The following is a 21,710-nucleotide window of genomic DNA, read 5'->3' on the forward strand; positions in this document are numbered from 1 at the left end:
AATCCTAATAGTAGTTTCTTGATAAATTAACATTATCGTAAAGTTGCTGTTTCATATTTGTGAATTAATTAATCAATTCAAAATTATGAAACGTAACAAATTATTTAAATTACTTAGTGTAACCCTTGTGGGAACTTTTATAGTATTCACTTCATGTGTTGAAGACGGTATGGACGGGCAAGACGGAACAAATGGTCTTGATGGACAAGATGGGGTCAATGGGCAAGACGGCATGGATGTAGCCTATTTTACTACTGAAGCTAAAATTAGCTTAGGCGACGGTGTTCCGGAAATTTCTGCTTATGATGCTGCAACTAAAACTGTGTTTTCAACAAATTCTGAAGCTAAAGAAGTTGATGTTATAAATATATCTGATTTAAACAACCCAGAGATTAAAAATCCAATTGATGTTACTTTGTATGGAGGTAATGTAAACTCTGTAGCTTGTAGAAGTGGTCTTTTGGCAATCGCAATAGAAGCAAACGAATCTACTGATAATGGTAAAGTGATTGTTTTTGAAACAAATAATTTAACCACTCCTTATGCTGAAATTACTGCTGGAGCATTACCAGATATGGTAACTTTTACACCAGATGCAAAATATATTATAGCTGCAAATGAAGGTGAACCTAATGATGCTTATGATATAGATCCTAAAGGGTCAATAACATTAATTGAAGTAGAAACTAAAACTGCAACTCAAATTTTCTTTGATAATTTTAATTCAGAGGAAGCCACTTTAGAGGATAATGGATTTAGAGTATTTGGTCCAGGAGCAGATTTAAGTACAGATGTTGAGCCCGAGTATATAACAGTATCATCAGACTCAAGAACAGCTTTTATAGCACTACAAGAGAATAATGGTATTGCTAAATTGGATATTGATACTAAAATAATAACAAATATTTATCCTTTAGGTACAAAAGATTATTCTGAAATAGCTTTTGATTTAAGTGATAGAGATGATGATATTGGAAATTTAAAACATTGGCCAGTACGGAGTTTTTATCAACCTGATGCTATTGATTATTTTGAAATAGGAGGTATTGGTTATATTATTACTGCTAATGAAGGAGATGCAAGAGATTATGATGGTTATTCTGAAGAAGAAAGAGGTGATGATTTAATTTTGGATCCGGTAGCTTACCCAAATGCAGCAATACTTCAAGAGGAAGAAAATTTAGGACGTTTAAAAGTTACCACAGCTAATGGAGATACAGATGGAGACGGTGATATAGATCAAATATATGGCTATGGAGCACGTTCCTTTTCTATATGGAATACTACAGGTAAATTGATTTTTGACTCTGGGAATGAGTTTACACTAGCGAGTTTGTTTGATTTTGGAAATTATCCTGAAAACAGATCAGATGATAAAGGAACTGAGCCAGAGGCTGTAACTACTTATTCTGATGGAATAAATACATTCGCAATAATTGGACTAGAAAGAAGTGGGGATGTGCTTATTTATAATATAACAGATGTATATAATCCATTTTTCGTTCAAAGATTAAGGAATACTTCACCTGAAGGTTTATTAGTAGTAAACCCAGAAGAAAGTCCTAATGGAAAAAGATTATTAATTGTTTCAAATGAGTTTCCAAGTGACGCTACTTTAAATATTTATTCAAAATAGAATTTTACAATATTTATAAAGAGTAAATAAGAGAACCAGAGTGTAACTTACACTCTGGTTTTAATTTTCAGCGTTTAATATGCTGTTCATAAAATTATTAAGTAATCGCATATCACTTGTGCCAGAAGCTTTTCCTATACTCCCAGCAAAATATAGCGTTATCCAAACCAAAACCATCAGAAATGTAACACTAGCTTGAGCTGCATAACTTTCTTTTAACGACCAATTTGTGTACGTCCAAATGGCAAATGTTATAAATAGTCCAGCAACTATAAAATGAAGAAATATAAAAAGTGTCCAAACTGTTGGGTTTGGTCCAAATAATCCGTGAAGTTTACTTGAATTATCGTCAATTTTATTAATTTCAAGATGAAGTTGTGGCGTCCAAAATGTTTGTTTGTCTCTAGGGAATTTTATGAATACATGGTCATCTACTCGAGTTATAACAAAATCCTTTTGAGTAGTTTTTGCATTCTCGAAATCACTTAAAATGGCTTCATTATACCTAGGTATTTCCATTTTAAACCTTGGTCTTAAAACAATGTCATTACTTAGTGGCATTTATAGTTAAGTTTAGAACATTAAAGTACTATTTTTTCTTTAAAGTTTAAATACGCTCAATCTTTATTAAAAAAGAACTTTGCGTCGTCTATATTTCCTATTTTTGCAAAAGTTTTCAGAATACAACTATAAGATGTTGTTTCTGATGCATTTAATTTAAGTTTATGAGTAATATTGTTGCAATTGTAGGAAGGCCAAATGTTGGAAAGTCAACGTTTTTTAATCGTTTAATACAACGACGTGAAGCTATTGTTGACGCTGTTAGTGGCGTTACTAGAGACCGTCATTATGGTAAAAGTGATTGGAACGGAAAAGAATTTTCTTTAATAGATACAGGCGGCTATGTTTTGGGGAGTGATGATGTTTTTGAAGCTGAAATTGATAAGCAAGTTGAATTAGCTATAGATGAAGCTGATGCTATAATCTTTATGGTGGATGTAGAATCTGGAGTAACAGGGATGGATGAAGATGTGGCTAGATTACTCAGAAAAGTGACTAAACCTGTATTTCTTGTTGTAAATAAGGTAGATAATGGAAAACGAGCTGAAGATGCTGTTGAGTTTTATTCTTTAGGATTAGGCGAATATTATACCGTTGCTAGTATTAACGGAAGTGGTACAGGAGAACTTTTAGATGCTTTAATTGAAGCTTTACCCGAAAAGGAAGAGGTTATAGAAGAGGAGTTGCCAAGATTTGCTGTAGTAGGAAGGCCTAATGCTGGAAAGTCGTCATTCATAAACGCATTAATTGGTGAGGAGAGATATATCGTTACTGATATTGCTGGAACAACACGAGATTCTATTGATACAAAATACAATCGATTTGGATTTGAATTTAATTTGGTAGACACTGCTGGAATTAGAAGAAAATCTAAAGTAAAAGAAGATTTAGAGTTTTATTCGGTTATGCGAAGCGTAAGAGCTATTGAGCATGCCGATGTATGTTTATTGGTTTTAGATGCTAATAGAGGTTTTGACGGACAAGTGCAAAATATATTTTGGTTAGCAGAGCGTAACAGAAAAGGGATTGTGGTTTTAGTAAATAAGTGGGATTTAGTTGAAAAAGACCATAAGTCTATGAAGGAATACGAAAAGGCTATAAAAAAACAAATGGAACCATTTACAGACGTTCCAGTAGTTTTTATTTCAGCACTAACTAAACAACGTATTTTTAAAGCTATTGAAACTGCTGTTGAGGTTTATAAAAATCGATCTAAAAAAATTAAAACTAGTCAGTTGAATGATGTATTGCTGCCTATTATAGAAAGTTATCCGCCACCAGCGTATAAGGGAAAGTTTGTGAAAATTAAATATATCATGCAATTACCAACACCCCAACCACAATTTGCGTTTTTCTGTAATTTACCACAATACATACGAGCACCGTATAAACGTTATTTAGAAAATAAATTACGTGAAAACTTTGGGTTTAATGGCGTACCTATTAGTGTATATATGCGTAAGAAGTAAAATCCCCTCTGTAAATTAGGCTTTTTTTAAGAATAATCACACGAAATATGCTCTATATTCGTTAGTAGTTTAGCTATTAATAATATACATGAAGATTGGAAAGTGATTAATCATACTCTTTTTTGTCTTTCCATTTTTTTAAACCACAATCTTGAAACACCAATTAAACAGTCATGAAAAAAAGCGTATCAGTTATTTTATTAATGCTTATGTGCACGTTTACATTTGCTCAAAAATTTATTGAAAACCCTGAGTACGGATTATCTAAATACCCAGGGGAAATAACAAAAATTGAAATACAGGATACTACAACTGTGTTACATTTTAAAATAAAAAAGTTGCGATGGGGTTATTTTCATATATTAAAAGAATCTTATATTCAAGATTTAAGTGGTGATAACAAACTATTTGTTACCAAAGTAACAGGTGCCAAATTTAAAAGAAATGATTTTCCACCATCAGGAGAAGTAACGTATCAGTTATATTTCCCGCCTATTGATAAAACTGCTAAGACTATTGATTTTGGTGTAGAGAAAGAACGAGGTTGGCATGTTTATGATATTGTGTTACAAGAAGATGAAAGTAGTTTGTCAATACCAAAAGAACTAAGGGGGAATTGGCTTTTAGCAGATGGTAGTAATCGTTGGGATTATGGATTTAATTCTAAAAATGCCATTATAGAAAGTGCTATTTGGAATTATAAATCTATAGATAAGAAAGAGAATAAATATGCTATTTCTTTAGTAAGTAATGGTAAGACTAAAACAGTTTTTGCAAAACTAAATAAAAATGGGACGGTAGATTTTGGTAATAGTGCTAAATCTTTAAAAACCTATAGTTTAGAAAAAGTAAATAATCCTGCTTTTAAATTAGCTTATGATGTTTTATATAGGGATACAAATTTATTTAAAATAGATTTCACTACATATTCTGGAGTCGTTAAAAACTACACACCACGTGCTCAACAAAAAACAGGGATGATATATGTTAACGATATTTTTGTTGGAGAGCAGGTGTCTCATCTACTTAAAATAGCTGATGACGGAAGTTTCTCTGTAAAGCTTCCAATAAATTACCCGCAATCTATATTGGTTCGTATTGCTAATAGTAATACTTCTGTTTTTGTAGAGCCAGGTAAAGAAATATTTCATTACATAGATGGTGGAGATTCATTGTTTATGGGGAGTCTAGCACAAGTAAATTCTGATTTGAATGCGTTAAATGAAATTAAATATTTCGATTACAAAATTATTAGAGATAGTATTGGAATACTATCGCCTAAAGATTATAAAGCAATTTGTTTAGATGCCCGCGATAAAGAACTTAAAGCTTTAGAGGCCTATAAAAGCTCAAGCTTTTTAAGCGTAAAAGCACACCAAATTAAGAAACTTGAAATTAATTATGGGACACTAGTAAAAGCATTTGGATACGAAATGTATAAGGGGAGTTTAAAGCGTAGTAATGAAAAAGCAAAATCTAAAAAAAAGAAAAAGGCTTATAAAGCGTTTGAAGTTGATGAATCGTATTATGATTTTCTAACAAAAGATTTTATTGATAATAAATTAGCAGTATTATCAAACGAGTTTTATATTTTAATAAATAGAATAGCTTATGCTAAAATCTTTAAGGAAAATGAAAGGTCTGTGTATTCGTCAACAATAGCTGATATGGGAGATTGGCTGCAAAAAAATAACAAAGAGCTTTCTGTTGATGAATTAGCTATGATAGAAATGAGTAAAGAAATTGAAACACCTGAGGTGCTAAAAAAACAAGAGGCATTTAGAAAGGTTCATGGTAAAGTTCAACAGGCATTTTATAAAAAATATATGAAGGATTATCAAGATTTTTTAAAAGAAAATAAAGATGAATCTGAAAGTGATACTCCGTTTATGTTAAGAATGGCGGATTATTCTAAGAAAAAAGGAGCTGTTTTACTAGATGAAGAAATTTTAATGCTTGAGGCTATAAAAACTTTAAAAACACCCGAAGAAGAAGAAAAAGAAAGGGGGTTCAATTCAGAATATGGTAAAGTAAGAAAGGCTTTTTATAAGAAGCATAATCATATTATTACAGATATTGCAAGAGATAGAATGGCGTCTAAGAAGCATAACAGGATGAAGAGTTTTTTCGGTGTATCTGATGCATTTTTATTTGATATACTAAAATTACACGATGCAAATAAGAAGTTAAATGATTTTGAAGTATATGATTCAGGAGAATTAAAACAAGTACAAAATGAATTTAATGAGCCAATTTTTGCTGATTATTTAGCAATTGCTAATAAAAGAACAGCGGAAAAGATAGAAACCAATAGAACTAAAGGCGGCTATACAATTAATACAGTAAAGAAAAGTGAAGGTGACGAATTATTTGATGCTATGCTTAAAAAGTTTAGAGGAAAAGTAGTTTATGTAGATTTTTGGGCAACTTGGTGTGGTCCTTGTAAATTTGGAATTAAAAAAATTGAGCCTTTAAAAGAAGAAATGAAAGACGAGGATGTTGTGTTTCTATATGTTACAAATCAAACATCACCAGAAAAAACATGGAAAAATGCTATTCCAAATATAAATGGTGAACATTTCAGAGTATCTGCTGATGAGTGGAATTATTTAGCTGATAAATTTAAAATAACAGGAATCCCACATTATACATTAGTTAACAAAAAAGGAGAGGTTGTAAAACAAAAAATGAGACACATGAATAATAGTATGTTAAAGTCGATTTTAAAGGCAGAAATAGCAAACTAAAAGTTTAGTGTTTTTAAGAAAAGAATAAGACAATATCTTATTTAATGATTAATTGCTGTAATTATTTCCATTTATAAATAATGCGATTAAGAGCATTATTGATGCCATTATAGAATTCTCCTTTTTTGAATTTTGGAACAATTGTGCTATCTATTATAATTTTACAATCATAATCTGTTAAATGTTTTTCAGTATTATAGCCAGTAGTAATAGCAATATCTCGGTTGTATTTAGAAATTAAAATTAAAAGTCCGTTATCTTTCTCTTTTTTACCAACGCCTAATCTATTTGCTAATGTTGTTGCATAATCATGAACTGAAACATTTTTAGGAAGCGAGTCTATTGTGTAAATACAAACTTCGTTTGTAGAAGTTATTTCGTAATCAATAATAGTATTAGATAAGGAGTCTTTCTCTGCGTAAGAAAAGAGATGTGCATAATCTTGAACTACCGCATGGTGTTTTAAAAAGTTGGGATTGGTTTTTGTTTTGCAAGAAACCAAAACTAAAATTGTTATGTATAATAGTGTTTTTTGCATCATTACCAACCTCCTGAAGCACCGCCCCCGCCGAAGCCACCGCCGCCAAATCCGCCACCGAACCCACCACCAGAAAATCCTCCACCGCCAGAGCTTCCGCCCCAGCCGCTTGAACCTCTACGGTAACTACCACGTCCCATATTACTTAAAATTATGGCTTCTAACAAGTCACTTCCTGAAGATCGGTTTCCGCGATTTCCGCCACCGCCTCCACGTCTCTTTTTTGAAATAGATATGAGTATGATTATGAATATGAAAATCAAAATAAAAATCAATCCAATAGGGAATTCACTTTGATTGGACTGACGTGTACCTTTGTATTCGCCATTCAAGACTTCAAAAACGGCATCAGTGCCTCTATTTAAGCCTCCGGGGTAATTATTTTGTTTAAAATAAGGGATAATGTCTCGCTCAATAATACGTTTAGACATCGCGTCTGTTAGTAAATGTTCGACACCATATCCAGTGTTTATTGCTATTCTTCTGTCGTCCTTAGCCAATAATATTAAAACCCCATTATCTTCTTTCTCTTGACCAATACCCCATTTTTGTCCCCATTTCGCACCTAAATAATTTATGCTCTCTCCATTAGTAGAATTAATTATAGCAATAACAATTTGTGTTGAGGTGGTATCGGAGTACTTAATTAACTTTCGTTCTAAACTATTTTTTTGTGATGATGATAGTAAGTTGATGTAATCATAAACAGCATCAGGATTGGCTTTTGTGGGTTTTTTGGGAATATCAAATTGAGCGTGGGTATTGCTACAAGTAAATAGTGCAATTAATAGAGTTAGCACGAATTTGCTCCTCATTTTAAAACATAGTAAATTACTTAGTAGTGGATATTGCATAAGAACCTTATCCTTTTGAAATTTCGTTAGTCAATTCGTTTGAATCTAAATCTGTGTATGGGAAATATTTTTTGAGTTGCTCACCGGATTTTAAAACCCCTTGTATTAAACCTTGTTTAAAATCTCCTTTTTTGAAATGTAATTGCATAATCTCTTTAGTGCTGTCCCAAAACTCGTTTTCAACAACGTCATTAATACCTTTGTCACCATAAATCACAAAGGTTTTATCTTCAATAGCTAAATAAATTAATACCGCATTTTGAAGTTTGGTATTGTCCATTTTCAGAGTATGAAAAAGATCTAAAGCACGATTTGTTGAATCGCCTTCAGATGTTTTTTCAATATGTACACGAATTTCTCCAGATGTGTTTAGCTCTGCTACTCGAATAGCCTCAACAATTTCTTGTTCTTCCTCGGAAGTTAAAAAATCCTCAACTTTATTTGACATGTTTAAAATTCTACCTTAGGAGCATTTTCGCTACCAGGAGCGCTTTTAAATCGAGCCATTTCTTCAAAACCAAATAAACTGGCTAATAATTTCCCTGGAAATTTAGTCGTGAATTTGTCGTAGATATTTACTTTTTCGTTAAAACGGTCTCTACTTACATTAATTCTGTTTTCAGTGCCTTCAAGTTGCGATTGTAATTCTAAGAAGCTTTTGTCGGCTTTTAAATCGGGATAACGCTCTACAGTTACTAATAATCTTGATAAAGCGCCACTTAAACCTTGCTGCGCTTGCTGAAACTGAGCCATTTTTTCAGGAGTTAAATTACCAGCATCAATAGTTGTTTTTGTTGCTTCAGAGCGTGCTTTAATTACACCTTCTAAAGTTTCTTTTTCATGTGCAGCATAACCCTTTACTGTGGCCACAAGATTTGGAATTAAATCGGCACGTCTTTGGTAAGCACTTTCAACATTAGACCAAGCTGTTTTCGCGTCAGCTTCATATTCTACAGCTGTATTATTAAATCCTTTTGCCCAAGAGTAGATTCCTAGTACCACAATGGCAATAATAATTAATGGTAAAAATTTCTTCATGATTAATTAGTTTAATTTTGTTAATGGTTATAGATAAGACACTTCTTTTAATAAAAAGTTACATAAACCTAATATTAAAGATGCTGCTTAATTTTGATAAGCTGATTTTTAACATCTTCTAGCTTACTAATAATTTCAAAATTATTAAGTGCTTGTTTTTTTTCTTCTTTCAGATGTGTTTTGGCACCTTCAAGCGTGAAACCACGTTCTTTGACTAGATGATATATGAATTTAAGATTCTTTATATCTTCAGGTGTGAACTTACGATTGCCCTTTGCATTCTTTTTAGGTTTTAAAACATCAAATTCCTTTTCCCAAAAGCGAATTAAAGACGTGTTTACATTAAACGCTTTGGCAACTTCGCCAATACCGTAATATCTTTTTTCTGGAAGTTCTATATACATTAATCGAGGGATTGGTTTTCTAAGGAAGCATGCTCCAATAGCTTGTTAAATTCTTCCGCAGTTAAACTACCATAGTAGAAGTTTATAGGGTTAATACGGTCTCCGTCTTTAAATATTTCGTAGTGTAAATGAGGGGCTTCAGAGCGTCCTGTACTGCCTACAAAACCAATTAAATCGCCTCGTTTTACTTTTTGATGTTTCCTAACGTTATACTTGTAAAGGTGTGCATACAAACTCGTGTAGCCATAACCATGATTTATTCTAATGTGCTTACCGTATCCTGATGAGTTACTATCCGCACGCTCAACAACTCCATCTCCACTCGCATAAACAGGAGTGCCTCTTGGTGCTGTAAAATCCATACCCCAATGCATTTTTCGTACTTTAGTAAACGGGTCAGAACGCATCCCGTAGCCAGAAGCCATACGCGTTAAGTTTTCGTTGCTTACTGGTTGAATTGCTGGAATAGCAGTAAGTAATTTTTCTTTTTCTTCAGCAAGAATAGCTATCTCATCAAGCGATTTAGATTGCACTACAATTTGTTTTTGTAAAATATCTAAACGCTTATTGCTCTCAACAATCAATTTCGAATTATCAAACCCTTCAAAATCTTTATATCGATTTATACCTCCAAAACCAGCACGACGTTGCTCATCTGGAATAGGATTAGCTTCAAAGTAAACACGATAAATATTATTATCTCTATCAGCAATATTTTCCAATACAGCTTCGGCATGCTCCATTTTCTTGTTAAGCAATTCAAACTGTAACTTCATATTCGCTAATTCTCGTTTTAATGCACGCTCTTTAGGAGATTCAACGTATTGACTCGCAATAAAAACAAAGATGAAAGCAAAAAAAGCAGCTGCTAAAATAAAAATTGCAGCATATTTAAAAGTAGTACGCTTTTTACGTTCTATTTTGCGGTAAGAAAGTGATTCTTTATCGTAGTAATATTTTACCTTACTCATTCCTTAAATTATACTATTTTTGCAACTACAATTAAACAGCTTAAGGTGCTGTGTTAATTAAGTAAACGAACAAACCTACGAAATTATTTTTATAGTAATTAAACTAAAAATGTAATTGAAGGTTAACATCTCCTTTATTTTAAATAGTTTTGGAGAGTAAATATAAAAATTGTTTCTGATTAAATAGAATTTGAAAGAAGCAAGATGCTCAATTTATATAGATGAAGTCACAAAAAGTACGATCGAAATTTTTAAGTTTTTTTGAAGAAAAGAAGCACAGTATAGTGCCCTCTGCACCTATGGTTTTAAAAGATGACCCTACTTTAATGTTTGTTAATTCAGGTATGGCACCTTTTAAAGAATATTTTTTAGGAAATGCAAAGCCAAAAAATAATCGTATTACAGATTCGCAAAAATGTCTACGCGTTTCTGGTAAGCATAATGATTTGGAGGAAGTAGGATATGATACATACCACCATACGCTTTTTGAAATGCTCGGAAATTGGAGTTTTGGTGATTATTTTAAGAAAGAAGCTATTGCTTGGGCTTGGGAACTTCTTACTGAGGTTTACGGTATTGATAAAGATATTTTATATGTAACAGTTTTTGAAGGTGATGAAAAAGATGGTATTGGAATGGATACTGAGGCTTATGATATTTGGAAGCAATACATTTCTGAAGACCGTATTTTAAAAGGGAATAAAAAGGATAATTTTTGGGAAATGGGAGATCAAGGACCATGTGGACCTTGTAGCGAAATACATGTAGATATTCGTTCTGTGGAAGAAAAAGCAAAAATTTCTGGAAAAGATTTAGTAAACGAAGATCACCCACAAGTAGTTGAGATTTGGAACTTGGTTTTCATGCAATATAACCGAAAAGCAAATGGTTCGCTAGAAGCACTCCCAAATAAACATATTGATACAGGTATGGGGTTTGAGCGTCTTTGTATGGTGCTTCAAGGAGTACAATCCAATTATGATACAGATGTTTTTACACCGCTTATAAGAGAGATTGAAACGATTACGAATAAAAATTATGGTAAAAACGAAAAGGCTGATGTAGCCATTCGTGTTATTTCAGACCATGTTCGTGCGGTAGCTTTCTCAATAGCAGATGGGCAATTGCCAAGTAATACAGGAGCAGGTTATGTTATTAGAAGAATTTTACGTAGAGCGGTACGTTATGGCTTTACGTTTCTTGATAAAAAAGAACCTTTTATCTATAGATTAGTTGATGTTTTGAGTAAAAGAATGGGAGAGGCTTTTCCAGAACTTAAAGCTCAAAAACAACTTATTGAAAATGTAATCAAAGAAGAAGAACAGTCGTTTTTAAGAACTCTAGACCAAGGTTTAGTATTACTAAATAGAATTGTAAATGAAACCAAAGACGATACCGTTTCGGGTGAAAAAGCTTTTGAATTATATGATACTTATGGGTTTCCAATTGATTTAACAGCGTTGATTCTTTCTGAAAAAGGATTAAAACTTGATGAAGAAGGCTTTAATGTTGAGTTACAAAAACAAAAAAGTAGATCTCGTGCAGCAAGTGAAATGTCTACAGATGATTGGACCATTTTAGTTAATGATGCTGAAGAAGAATTTGTTGGTTATGACACCTTAGAGGCTAATGTAAAATTAACACGATACAGAAAAGTAACTTCAAAAAAAGAAGGCGACATGTATCAGTTAGTATTTAATTTAACACCGTTTTATCCAGAAGGAGGCGGGCAAGTAGGCGATAAAGGCTACTTGGAAGATACGCATGGTGATGTGGTTTATATTTTAGATACTAAAAAGGAAAATAACGTTATTATCCATTTTGCTAAAAACTTACCTAAGCATATTAATGAATCTTTTAAAGCAGTCGTGGATTCTAAACAGCGACATAGAACAGAGTGTAATCATACAGCAACACATTTACTACACCAAGCTTTGCGAGAAATTTTAGGAATGCATGTAGAGCAAAAAGGAAGTGCAGTACATTCAAAATATTTACGTTTCGATTTTTCACACTTTTCAAAATTAACTGTTGAAGAAATAAGAGACGTTGAGAATTTTGTAAACAGACGTATTGAAGGTAAATTGCCTTTAGAAGAAATGCGTAATGTTCCAAAAGAACAAGCAATTGCTGAAGGTGCGATGAGTTTATTTGGTGAAAAATATGGAGATACTGTTCGAGCAATTAGATTTGGAAAATCTATAGAACTTTGTGGAGGTACACACGTACAAAATACTTCTGATATATGGCATTTTAAAATAGTTTCTGAAGGAGCTGTTGCTGCTGGAATTAGAAGAATTGAAGCGATTACTAATGATGCTGTAAAAGATTTTTATTTTGAAAATAACCGCGCTTATTTTGAAATGAGAGATTTATTAAACAATGCCAAAGAACCAGTAAAAGCACTCCAGAATCTTCAAGAAGAAAACACCAATTTAAAAAAGCAGATAGAAAGTTTATTAAAGGATAAAGCAAAGAGTATTAAGAGTGATCTTAAAAATGAGCTAGAAGTTATAAATGGTGTGCAGTTTTTAGCAAAGAAATTGGATTTAGATGCAGGAGGCTTGAAAGATGTAGCATTCGAGTTGGGAAGCCAATTTGATAACCTGTTTTTACTTTTAGCTACTGAGCAAAACGGAAAAGCGTTATTGTCTTGTTATATTTCAAAAGAATTAGTTTCAAGTAAAGGCTTAAATGCTGGACAAGTAGTTAGAGAATTGGGTAAATACATCCAAGGAGGTGGTGGCGGACAACCATTTTTTGCTACAGCAGGCGGTAAAAACCCTTCAGGGATAAATCAAGCTTTAGAATCTTCAAAAGATTATTTGAATTAGTTTATCTTCCTGAGCTTATTTCAGGATTAAATTAGATGGAATTGCAAACCAAAATACCATTAGAAAAACAGTCTAAAAATCTGATAGACTACAATTCTAATATTTTGCTTTTGGGCTCGTGCTTTTCAGAAAATATAGGTGAAAAACTCGATTATTTTAAGTTTCAAAATACGCAAAACCCTTTTGGGATATTATTTCATCCTAAAGCCATTGAGATTTTAATATCTAATGCTGTAAATGGTAAGCAGTACTCCAATCAAGATGTTTTTAATCAAAATGAACAATGGCATAGTTTTGACGCACATTCAAGACTTAGTTCCAATTCTAAAGATGATTTGCTCAATGCGTTGAATACTCAAGTTCAATTAACTTCAGAATCTATTCAAAAGGCAACACATGTTATTATAACTCTAGGAACATCGTGGGTATATCGATTTTTAGAATCTGATAAAGTTGTAGCTAACTGCCATAAAGTGCCTCAAAAACAATTCAAAAAAGAATTGTTAAATGTGGAAGATATTTCAAAATCACTTCAAAATATTATAAATCTAATTGAGCGTGTTAATCATAAAGCTATAATACTCTTTACGGTATCGCCAGTACGTCATCTAAAAGATGGTTTTATAGAAAACACATTAGCAAAATCGAACTTAATATCTGCTATCCATACACTCTTAAATATAAAAGTTTTATACTTTCCTTCTTATGAAATTATGATGGACGAACTTCGTGATTATCGTTTCTATAATCAAGATATGATTCACCCTAGTCCATTAGCTATTAATTATATCTGGGAAAAGTTTCAAAGTATTTGGATTTCTGATGAATCTATCAAAACTATGCAGGAGGTAGAAACCATTCAAAAAGGAAATCAACATAAACCTTTTAATCAAAATTCTGAAGCGCATCAAAGATTTCTTCAAAATCTAAATGATAAAAAAGATCAGATATCATTTCGTTTTCCACACATTAAATTTTAGCATCATTTATTATTCTTAAGTTGAAATTCGTATGTCGTAAATTCAATATACGTAATTCGTCGTATTGATTTCATTTATCCATTGTTGCAGTTTTGTATCACTATTAATCAATAAAATAATTCAACAATGAGAAATTTAAAACAAATTATGTTATTCGTAATGGTGGGATCATTACTAGCATTTACATCGTGTTCAAAAGATGATGATGGCGATGGAGACTCAAGTAAAGGAGGAAGTGAATTTTTAACCGTTAAAATTGATGGGGCTAGTTTTTCTGCTTCAACAGACCCAGCATCATTGATTAGTGCTGTGGTAGACAGCGGTGTGCTTGCAGTACAAGGAAGTACAAATGATGGTGAATACCTTAGGTTTAATATCCTGAATTATACTGGAACAGGAACCTATACAACTGGTGATGCCTTAACTAATTCAAATTTAATTCAGTATGGGGATATAAGTACGCCCACGGTAGCTTGGATTAGCAGTGGAATAATATCTCTTGGGAACAGTTCTGCTACAGGAACTATTACAGTAACTTCTGATGACGGATCTACAATAGAGGGGACTTTTACTTTCACAGGCTACAATGCTAGTGACATGTCAACTAAATCCTTTACTGAAGGAGAATTTAAAGCTTCAATAGAGTAATAATAATTGATTATCGCACGATACACCTGTATTGTGCGGTTTTCTTTTTAAAAAGATTAATAATGAGACATTTAAAAATATTAGTTTTCTTATTAGCCTGTACGCTAATATTGAACGCGCAGAAAGCTGAAACTCCAGATTTTACTTATGATCTAGGAGGTAAGATTGAACAAATGACATTAACTAGCTCTGGTGTTATGTTAATTACTCATGGTAAAGGATTAGCAGGAATAAAACCAGGGCAAGAAGGATTAGTATTTAATTTTGATGATTATGGAAAAGTAAAACAAGAAGAAATTCACATAGTGCCAAATACGCCATATGTTATGGTGGGACAATCTGGTTTTGGAGGAATATCAGCTAAACAAAGTGTTATTGATGTTGTTTCTGGAAAACGTTTATTTGATACTAAAGCCAATGGTTGGAAAGCAGCAGGCAGGCCAACATTGTTAATGCCAGAAAATAAATTAATTGTTTCTGGCCAGCGTACAGCAAAAGAAAAATATGTACAAGCTGTCGGTATTTATGATATGGGAACAGGAAATGAGGTGAAACTTTTTAAAATGAAGGGAACAAACTCTCTTACCGGACAACCAAGTATTATAGATGGGGGTGTTATACTTCCAACATATAAGGGTGTTTATAGAATAGATATGAATACTGGTGTAGAAAGTTGGGTTGTAGATTTAAAGAATGTAGCATATGTTATTCCAGACAAAGATGGTAAATCTATGTATGCTGTTCAAGGCAAAGGGAAGAATCATGTGATTCATAAAATTGGAGCATCAGGTTCTCAAATGTGGGGAGAGGGTAATAAACTAAAAGGTGTAGTGTCTAATTTTGAGGTAACGCCAAAGGGGTTAGCTATTGTAAGTGATGTAGCAGATACAGGAAAAAAAGGTTTGGGTAAATTGGCAGCAGCTAAAGCGCAGAGTAATATATCTTTTTTATCATCTAGCACAGGAGAAGATTTATGGGAAAAAGCGCCAAAAACAAAGGGGTATGTTCAACACTTTTATATTATGGAAGATGGTATTCTTTTTGGCATCAGAGAAGGAGGAATAAATAAAATTTCTTTTGGCGGAAAACCACTATTTAAAAAACCATTAAAAACAGGAGAGAATATACATACTATGGCATTAACTAAGCAAGGTATGATATATATAACAGATAGTGATGCCAATATTGTGAATTTAGATACGGGAGAATCTATTTGGAATAAGCCAATTAAATACAAGAGAGCTAATGCGGTTACTAGTGTTTATGATGAATCTCACGATAGATATTTAATCAGTACTGGTGCTGAAATGATTGCAATTGATGAAAACTCAGGAGATATAAGTACACTAGCAACCTATAAGTTTGAGGAAAAAGAATACCCTACAAATTTAGAAGTAAGAGATGGAGGGCTTTTATTAAGCGCAGATCAGAATTTAATGATGCTCGATTTTGATGGTTCAGAAAAGTATCATGAATATTTTCGTTCACCAGGGAAGAGTGCCTTAGCTGTTGCTTTATTAGCGGCAACTGCAGTAGCTTCAACAGCAATGGCAACAAGTGCAAGTGCTAGAGCTGGTGCAAATAGAAATTATTTAGGACAATACAATCAATATGGAGCTCAAATGAAAAGAACTGCAGATATGTTTTCAGAAATTGGTACAGCTTCTTTTAATGAGATGGCTAAGCGATTTAAAGCTACAGCAGCAACTGAAAATTCTCAATTTATTCTTACAAAACTTGACAGTGGTGCAGGATTAGTAAAAATTAATAAAGATTCAGGGGTAGCCGAAAAAGAAATTCTATTAAAAGATAAAAAACCAACATATGAAGTTGATGAATTTGGAGGGTATTTATATTATCTAGCAAACAACAATACTATATATGCTTATAACCTTAAAAACTAAATCTTGTTGTTGAGATTTGTTGATTAGGCGTGATAATCAGATTATTGCGCTTAATCTTTTTTAATAACACTTAGTCGAAAAATTTAATCACATAACACTTTTAATTGTAGTTTTAAAATGCTATTAATCAGTTCATATCAAAAAGCACCAAAGCCTTTAATCCACAAAATTTCAGGTATTTGGTGTTTTTTTATACATGTTTTTCATCATAATATAAGTTGTTATGATGTTTGATTTTTTTAGCATTTTAATTGCATTATTGGTTTTATTAATTTTAGTTCTTATTATTAAAACCTATTTAAGTACAGAGTTCTTAAAAAAATCAGGAATCGAGAAACAAGATTTGATACAAAAAACCATAGAAAAAGAAACTAAACAATTTGGAATAAGTTATGATAAATTAAAACTAATGGATGGTTTTAATTATTCTATAGTCGACAAACTATTTTTAATTATTAATGAATTAATTTCATTACATAAACAAACATATAGTAAGTAGTGCCATTATGTGTAATAAATTTATCTCAACCCTATTTGTTTTATTAAGTTTTTATAGCTTCTCTCAAGATCAAGCAAAAGTAATTGACAGTTTAAAACAAATCATAAAATTAAAACCTAGTGACTCTATTAAGGCAAAAGTATACAGTGATTTGTGTTGGTATTATAGAAACACTTCTACTGATAGTGCATTTTATTACGGAGGGTTAGCATTAGGGATTTCCCAAAAAAACAAAAATAAATTAGGAGAAGCCCAGGCATATAATGATTTAGGTATTTTGCATTATGGATTAGCAGAATATTCTAAAGCTTTAGAGGTTTATGAGAAGTCTTTGAAGATAAGGCAATCATTGAAAGATTCTTCGGGTATCGCAAGCTTGCATAATAAAATAGGTTTGGTATATCAAAATACCTTTAAGATGGATTCCGCTATCACCCATGCCACTAAGGCTTTAAAAATCTATGAAGCAAGAAATAATATTAGATACGCTGCTGTTTTAAAAAATAATATAGCTAATATATATAAAGGATTAAAGCAATATAAAAAAGCTCTAGAAGCGCATTTGGAATTAGCAGAATTAAACAAAGAATTAAATGATGCTAGGGCTTTAGTAAAATCATATAATAACATTGCAAATGCCTATTTACATCTTACTGATACCGTTAACAGCACCTTGTATTATAAAAAAGGTATTGAACTTGCTAAAATCAATAACTTTAAAACTGGTTTAGCTGCTTTGTATAATAATTATGGTAGTTTATTACAGAGTAAAGGGGAGTACGGTAAAGCATTAAAATCATTAGAAGAATCGTTGCGGTTAAGACAAGAACTGGATGATAGGTTTGGAATTGCTAGCTCATCAATACGCATAGGTGGTTTATATCTTGATATGAAAGCGTTTAATAAAGTGGAACGGAATTTACGCTTAGGTTTAAAGCTTTCAGAGGAGTTTAATGCCAACGAGTTAAAGGTTGAAGCATACGATAAGCTTGCTTACTATTATGCTTACCAAAATAAAACAGATAGTGTTATTCACTATCGTGAGTTGTTCAAGACCTTGAAAGACAGCTTGTATAGTAAACAAGTTTTAAATGAAATAGCTAATGTACAAGAAAAGTATAATGCCTCGGAACGAGAAAAAGAAATACTTGGACAACGTGCAGACATAGCAGAGAAAGAACTAAACTTAAACAAAAAAAACACCCAGTTAATAGGTTTAATTATTTTGGCAATAGCTATCTCTCTTTTAGGTTACATGCTTTTTAAGCAGCAAAAATTAAAAAATGAGCAATTAAAAAAAGAAAGTGAATTAAAAGAAGCTTTAGTAAAGATTGAAACCCAGAATAAATTACAAGAACAACGTCTAAGAATATCCAGAGATTTACATGATAATATTGGGGCGCAACTTACTTTTATTATTTCTTCAATAGAGAATTTGCAATATGGCTTCAAAATAAAAAATAAAAAATTAAATAGTAAGCTATTGAGTATAAGTGCATTTACTAAAGATACCATTTATGAGTTGCGGGATACTATTTGGGCTATGAATAAGAATGTTATTTATCTAGAGGATTTAGAAACTCGAATTTCAAACTTTATTGATAAAGCTGATATGTTTTCTAATAATTTGACTTTTGAGTTTAAGATTGATAAATCCATAGACAAATCGGAAGCATTTACATCAGTAAAAGGAATGAATATTTATAGAATTATTCAGGAAGCCATAAATAATGCTATCAAATATGCAGAAGCATCAATGATAAAAGTTGATATACTTAAACAGGATAAAAACATACAGTTTAAAATCACCGATAATGGTAAAGGTTTTGAAAAGAATAACCTAAAAAAAGGTAACGGGCTAAACAATATGAAAAAGCGTGCAAAGGAAATTGGGGCAGATATAGATATAGATAGTCAGTTAAATAAGGGTACAGAGGTGTTGATTATTATGTGTGTTTAGCTCTGAAAATATACGATGAATTACGTATGGATTTCTCAAGTAAAAAGTGATAGATTTCCTATGTTGAAAATCAAGTAAATGAATATAAAAATAGCCATAGCAGATGATAATTCTTTTTTAATTAGAGCAGTAGAAGAGAAGCTGTCTTTTTTTGAAGATTTAAAAGTTAAATTTTCAGGAATGAATGGTTCTGATTTATTGGAGAAACTTCAGGAAGATCATAATGTAAATATCATATTGATGGATATTGAAATGCCAGTTTTAAATGGTATCGAAACCACTGAAATTATAAAACAAAAATATCCGCACATTAAAATTATTATGCTTACTGTTTTTGATAATGATGAAAATATATTCAATGCTATAAAAGCGGGTGCTGATGGTTATTTACTTAAAGAAGTTAATGCTAAAGATTTATATCACGGAATAAAAGATACTTTAAATGGTGGTGCAGCAATGAACCCTTCAATAGCATTAAAAACTTTAAAGCTTCTTCGGAATCCATTAGAGATTGAAAATGAATATGAAAAGGAAGATATTAAGCTAACCGAAAGAGAAGTTGAGGTTTTAGAGCAATTAAGTAAGGGACTAAGCTATAATGCCATTGCAGATAATCTTATTTTATCTGTTGGAACAGTAAGAAAGCACATAGAAAATATCTACAAAAAATTACAGGTCCATAATAAACTAGAAGCAGTTCAAAAAGCAAAAAAGAACAAGTTAATTTAAACTATGGTTAACCTTAGCATAATACGCTTAAATTACAAAACAATTATATTTGTAGTGTTAGTTTAGTTTTATAAATACATTGGTTTGGCTCTATATGTCGGAGAAACTGATGTTTTTTTTGCTTCAAAATTTAATATCACTAAATTGGTACATGCGAAAAATTCTATTCGGTGTTATAATCACTTTAATTGTTTTATTCACTTTTAAATATTGTGGAGATAAACGCGAGGATAAAATTGTACTTCAGGAAAACACAGCGCTTATTCAAGAGCAAATTAATAATGTGGGTAAACTTATTGTAACAGAAGGATATTTTAGCGAGGTATTTAATTATAAGAGTTTAAAGGATATTTTTGGAGACTTATTATCTGTTGAAAAGAAAGCGTTAGTGGTTGTAAATGCTGAAGTTACTATTGCTTATGATTTAAGTAAAATTGAGTTTGAAATAGATAAAACCAATAAAACATTAACGATTATAAGTATTCCTGAAGAAGAAATAAAAATAAATCCAGATTTAGAATATTATGACGTTCAAGCAGACTATTTAAATCCTTTTGAAGCCAAAGATTATAATGATATTAAAAATACAATCAACAAATCCCTATCAATAAAAATTGATAAATCAGATTTAAAAGCAAATGCCAAAAATCGATTGATAAGTGAGCTTTCTAAATTTTATATTTTAACCAACTCACTTGGGTGGACATTGCAGTACAACGAAACACCAATTACTAATTATGAAACTCTTCGAGGTATTAAGCTGTAAGTTGTTTTAAATCTGCCATTCCACCACCATTTATAGCTTCAATTTTATAAAACTTTAAAAGTTTTGTGGCTCTGGCAGAACGAACACCGCTTTTGCAATATGCTATTACAGGCTTATTGGTTTTCTTGATTTCTTCAATATTGTTTTTCAATTCACTTAAAGGTAAATGAATAGCATTTGGAATATATCCTTCATTCCATTCACGTTCAGTTCTAACATCAACAATCACTGCGCCACGATCTATGAATTCTTTAATTTGGCTGTTTTTGTTTTTAAAAAAGTATTTTAAAAATCCCATTATATTTTTTCTTTAAAATTAATAATTATTTAAATAACTAATCACAGGAACTAAGTCTTAATTTTATATTTTCGTGTATATTAAATCCAAGTAAATACAATGTTATTCATGGAAAACGCATATGTTACATTAACTATTGAAAATAAAGTAGGTTATATTGAGTTTTTTCACCCAAATAGAAATTCAATGCCTAGTCATGTTTTATCTGAATTAGAAAAAACAATTATTGAAACAGGTAATAATAATGCTGTGAATGTTATTGTTTTAAAAAGCGGTGGAGATAGGACGTTTTGTGCTGGAGCTAGCTTTAATGAAGTAATTGCTATTGATAATGAAACTGCTGGAAAACAATTTTTTATGGGTTTTGCTAACGTTATTAATGCAATTAGGAAATGCCCCAAATTAATTATTGGAAGAGTACAAGGAAAAACCGTAGGTGGTGGTGTTGGTTTGGCAGCTGCAACAGATTATTGTTTGGCTACTCAATACGCGTCCATACGATTAAGCGAGTTAAGTATAGGCATAGGGCCTTTTGTAATAGAGCCTGCAGTATCTAGAAAAATAGGGGTTACAGCGATGTCTCAAATGACTATTGATGCGGAAACTTTTTTCACGCCACAATTTGCTAAAGATAAAGGTTTGTATGCTGATGTTTTTGAAACTACTGAAGTATTAGATGATGCAGTTAAAACTTTAGCAGAAAAGTTAGCTGCATATAACCCAGAAGCATTAAGCGAAATGAAAAAAGTATTTTGGAAAGGCACTGATCATTGGGATGATTTATTATCTGAACGTGCTGAAATGAGTGGAAGACTTGTTTTAAGTGAGTTTACAAAACACACATTAAAGCGGTTTAGATAGGGTTTTGTTTGTT

At 31.8% G+C, this 21,710-nt stretch carries 20 protein-coding genes; 12 read left to right on the forward strand and 8 right to left on the reverse strand.

Annotation, left to right across the window (positions count from 1 at the left end; translation table 11 throughout):
• Positions 1 to 85 precede the first annotated feature (85 nt).
• Complete coding sequence (locus Q0772_RS07450) at positions 86 to 1,636, forward strand: choice-of-anchor I family protein (protein WP_298342250.1); 1,551 nt, start codon at positions 86 to 88, stop codon at positions 1,634 to 1,636.
• 60 nt (positions 1,637 to 1,696) lie between these two features.
• Here the strand turns inward: Q0772_RS07450 and Q0772_RS07455 are convergent, their stop codons facing one another.
• A complete protein-coding gene (locus tag Q0772_RS07455; RefSeq protein WP_298342253.1) occupies positions 1,697 to 2,197 on the reverse strand; it encodes a GTP-binding protein in 501 nt (166 codons plus the stop codon).
• Positions 2,198 to 2,361: 164 nt separating this feature from the next.
• Between Q0772_RS07455 and der the strand changes: the two genes are divergently transcribed.
• On the forward strand, positions 2,362 to 3,666 hold the full coding sequence (gene der / locus Q0772_RS07460; RefSeq protein ID WP_298342256.1) for a ribosome biogenesis GTPase Der: 1,305 nt from the start codon (positions 2,362 to 2,364) through the stop codon (positions 3,664 to 3,666).
• Between the two features lie 173 nt (positions 3,667 to 3,839).
• Positions 3,840 to 6,413, forward strand: a complete 2,574-nt coding sequence (locus tag Q0772_RS07465) for a TlpA disulfide reductase family protein (protein WP_298342259.1) — start codon at positions 3,840 to 3,842, stop codon at positions 6,411 to 6,413.
• A gap of 61 nt (positions 6,414 to 6,474) precedes the next feature.
• On the opposite strand, the gene Q0772_RS07470 is transcribed toward Q0772_RS07465, so the two are convergent.
• The 6 genes from Q0772_RS07470 to Q0772_RS07495 form a co-directional block, all read right to left on the reverse strand.
• A complete protein-coding gene (locus Q0772_RS07470; protein ID WP_298342262.1) occupies positions 6,475 to 6,954 on the reverse strand; it encodes a TPM domain-containing protein in 480 nt (159 codons plus the stop codon).
• Positions 6,954 to 7,766, reverse strand: coding sequence for a TPM domain-containing protein (locus Q0772_RS07475; RefSeq protein WP_298342265.1), 813 nt, complete (start codon positions 7,764 to 7,766; stop codon positions 6,954 to 6,956). The genes Q0772_RS07470 and Q0772_RS07475 overlap by 1 nt, the downstream gene beginning before the upstream one ends.
• Positions 7,767 to 7,812: 46 nt before the next feature.
• Positions 7,813 to 8,253 carry a TPM domain-containing protein gene (locus Q0772_RS07480; RefSeq protein WP_298342267.1) on the reverse strand — a complete coding sequence of 147 codons (441 nt, stop codon included), beginning with the start codon at positions 8,251 to 8,253 and terminating at the stop codon, positions 7,813 to 7,815.
• Positions 8,254 to 8,255: 2 nt separating this feature from the next.
• Complete coding sequence (locus tag Q0772_RS07485) at positions 8,256 to 8,843, reverse strand: LemA family protein (protein WP_298342270.1); 588 nt, start codon at positions 8,841 to 8,843, stop codon at positions 8,256 to 8,258.
• 74 nt (positions 8,844 to 8,917) lie between these two features.
• Positions 8,918 to 9,247, reverse strand: a complete 330-nt coding sequence (locus Q0772_RS07490) for a MerR family transcriptional regulator (RefSeq protein WP_298342272.1) — start codon at positions 9,245 to 9,247, stop codon at positions 8,918 to 8,920.
• A complete protein-coding gene (locus tag Q0772_RS07495; protein ID WP_298342275.1) occupies positions 9,247 to 10,218 on the reverse strand; it encodes a M23 family metallopeptidase in 972 nt (323 codons plus the stop codon). Before Q0772_RS07495 ends, Q0772_RS07490 begins: the two co-directional genes overlap by 1 nt.
• A 221-nt stretch (positions 10,219 to 10,439) precedes the next feature.
• Between Q0772_RS07495 and alaS the strand changes: the two genes are divergently transcribed.
• The 8 genes from alaS to Q0772_RS07535 all read left to right on the forward strand — a co-directional run bounded on the left by alaS (position 10,440) and on the right by Q0772_RS07535 (position 20,538).
• On the forward strand, positions 10,440 to 13,052 hold the full coding sequence (alaS, locus tag Q0772_RS07500) for an alanine--tRNA ligase (protein ID WP_298342277.1): 2,613 nt from the start codon (positions 10,440 to 10,442) through the stop codon (positions 13,050 to 13,052).
• A 35-nt stretch (positions 13,053 to 13,087) separates the two neighbouring features.
• Positions 13,088 to 14,032: a GSCFA domain-containing protein gene (locus Q0772_RS07505; RefSeq protein WP_298342280.1), complete on the forward strand. Its 945-nt coding sequence runs from the start codon at positions 13,088 to 13,090 to the stop codon at positions 14,030 to 14,032.
• Between the two features lie 126 nt (positions 14,033 to 14,158).
• A complete protein-coding gene (locus Q0772_RS07510; protein ID WP_298342283.1) occupies positions 14,159 to 14,680 on the forward strand; it encodes a DUF6252 family protein in 522 nt (173 codons plus the stop codon).
• Positions 14,681 to 14,742: 62 nt separating this feature from the next.
• Complete coding sequence (locus Q0772_RS07515) at positions 14,743 to 16,584, forward strand: PQQ-binding-like beta-propeller repeat protein (protein WP_298342286.1); 1,842 nt, start codon at positions 14,743 to 14,745, stop codon at positions 16,582 to 16,584.
• Between the two features lie 223 nt (positions 16,585 to 16,807).
• Entirely contained in the window at positions 16,808 to 17,083 is a 276-nt protein-coding gene (locus tag Q0772_RS07520) for a hypothetical protein (protein WP_298342290.1), read from the forward strand.
• Between the two features lie 7 nt (positions 17,084 to 17,090).
• Positions 17,091 to 19,043 carry a sensor histidine kinase gene (locus tag Q0772_RS07525; protein WP_298342293.1) on the forward strand — a complete coding sequence of 651 codons (1,953 nt, stop codon included), beginning with the start codon at positions 17,091 to 17,093 and terminating at the stop codon, positions 19,041 to 19,043.
• A gap of 78 nt (positions 19,044 to 19,121) precedes the next feature.
• A complete protein-coding gene (locus Q0772_RS07530; protein ID WP_298342296.1) occupies positions 19,122 to 19,772 on the forward strand; it encodes a response regulator transcription factor in 651 nt (216 codons plus the stop codon).
• Positions 19,773 to 19,923: 151 nt separating this feature from the next.
• Positions 19,924 to 20,538, forward strand: a complete 615-nt coding sequence (locus tag Q0772_RS07535) for a DUF4230 domain-containing protein (RefSeq protein ID WP_298342300.1) — start codon at positions 19,924 to 19,926, stop codon at positions 20,536 to 20,538.
• On the opposite strand, the gene Q0772_RS07540 is transcribed toward Q0772_RS07535, so the two are convergent.
• A complete protein-coding gene (locus Q0772_RS07540) occupies positions 20,528 to 20,836 on the reverse strand; it encodes a rhodanese-like domain-containing protein (protein WP_298342302.1) in 309 nt (102 codons plus the stop codon). The genes Q0772_RS07535 and Q0772_RS07540 overlap by 11 nt on opposite strands.
• Positions 20,837 to 20,944: 108 nt before the next feature.
• Here Q0772_RS07540 and Q0772_RS07545 point away from each other — a divergent pair, with 108 nt between their 5' ends.
• Positions 20,945 to 21,697, forward strand: coding sequence for an enoyl-CoA hydratase/isomerase family protein (locus Q0772_RS07545; protein WP_298342305.1), 753 nt, complete (start codon positions 20,945 to 20,947; stop codon positions 21,695 to 21,697).
• Positions 21,698 to 21,710: the final 13 nt, after the last annotated feature.

This window comes from uncultured Algibacter sp. (assembly GCF_947490405.1).
Lineage (GTDB): Bacteria > Bacteroidota > Bacteroidia > Flavobacteriales > Flavobacteriaceae > Algibacter_B.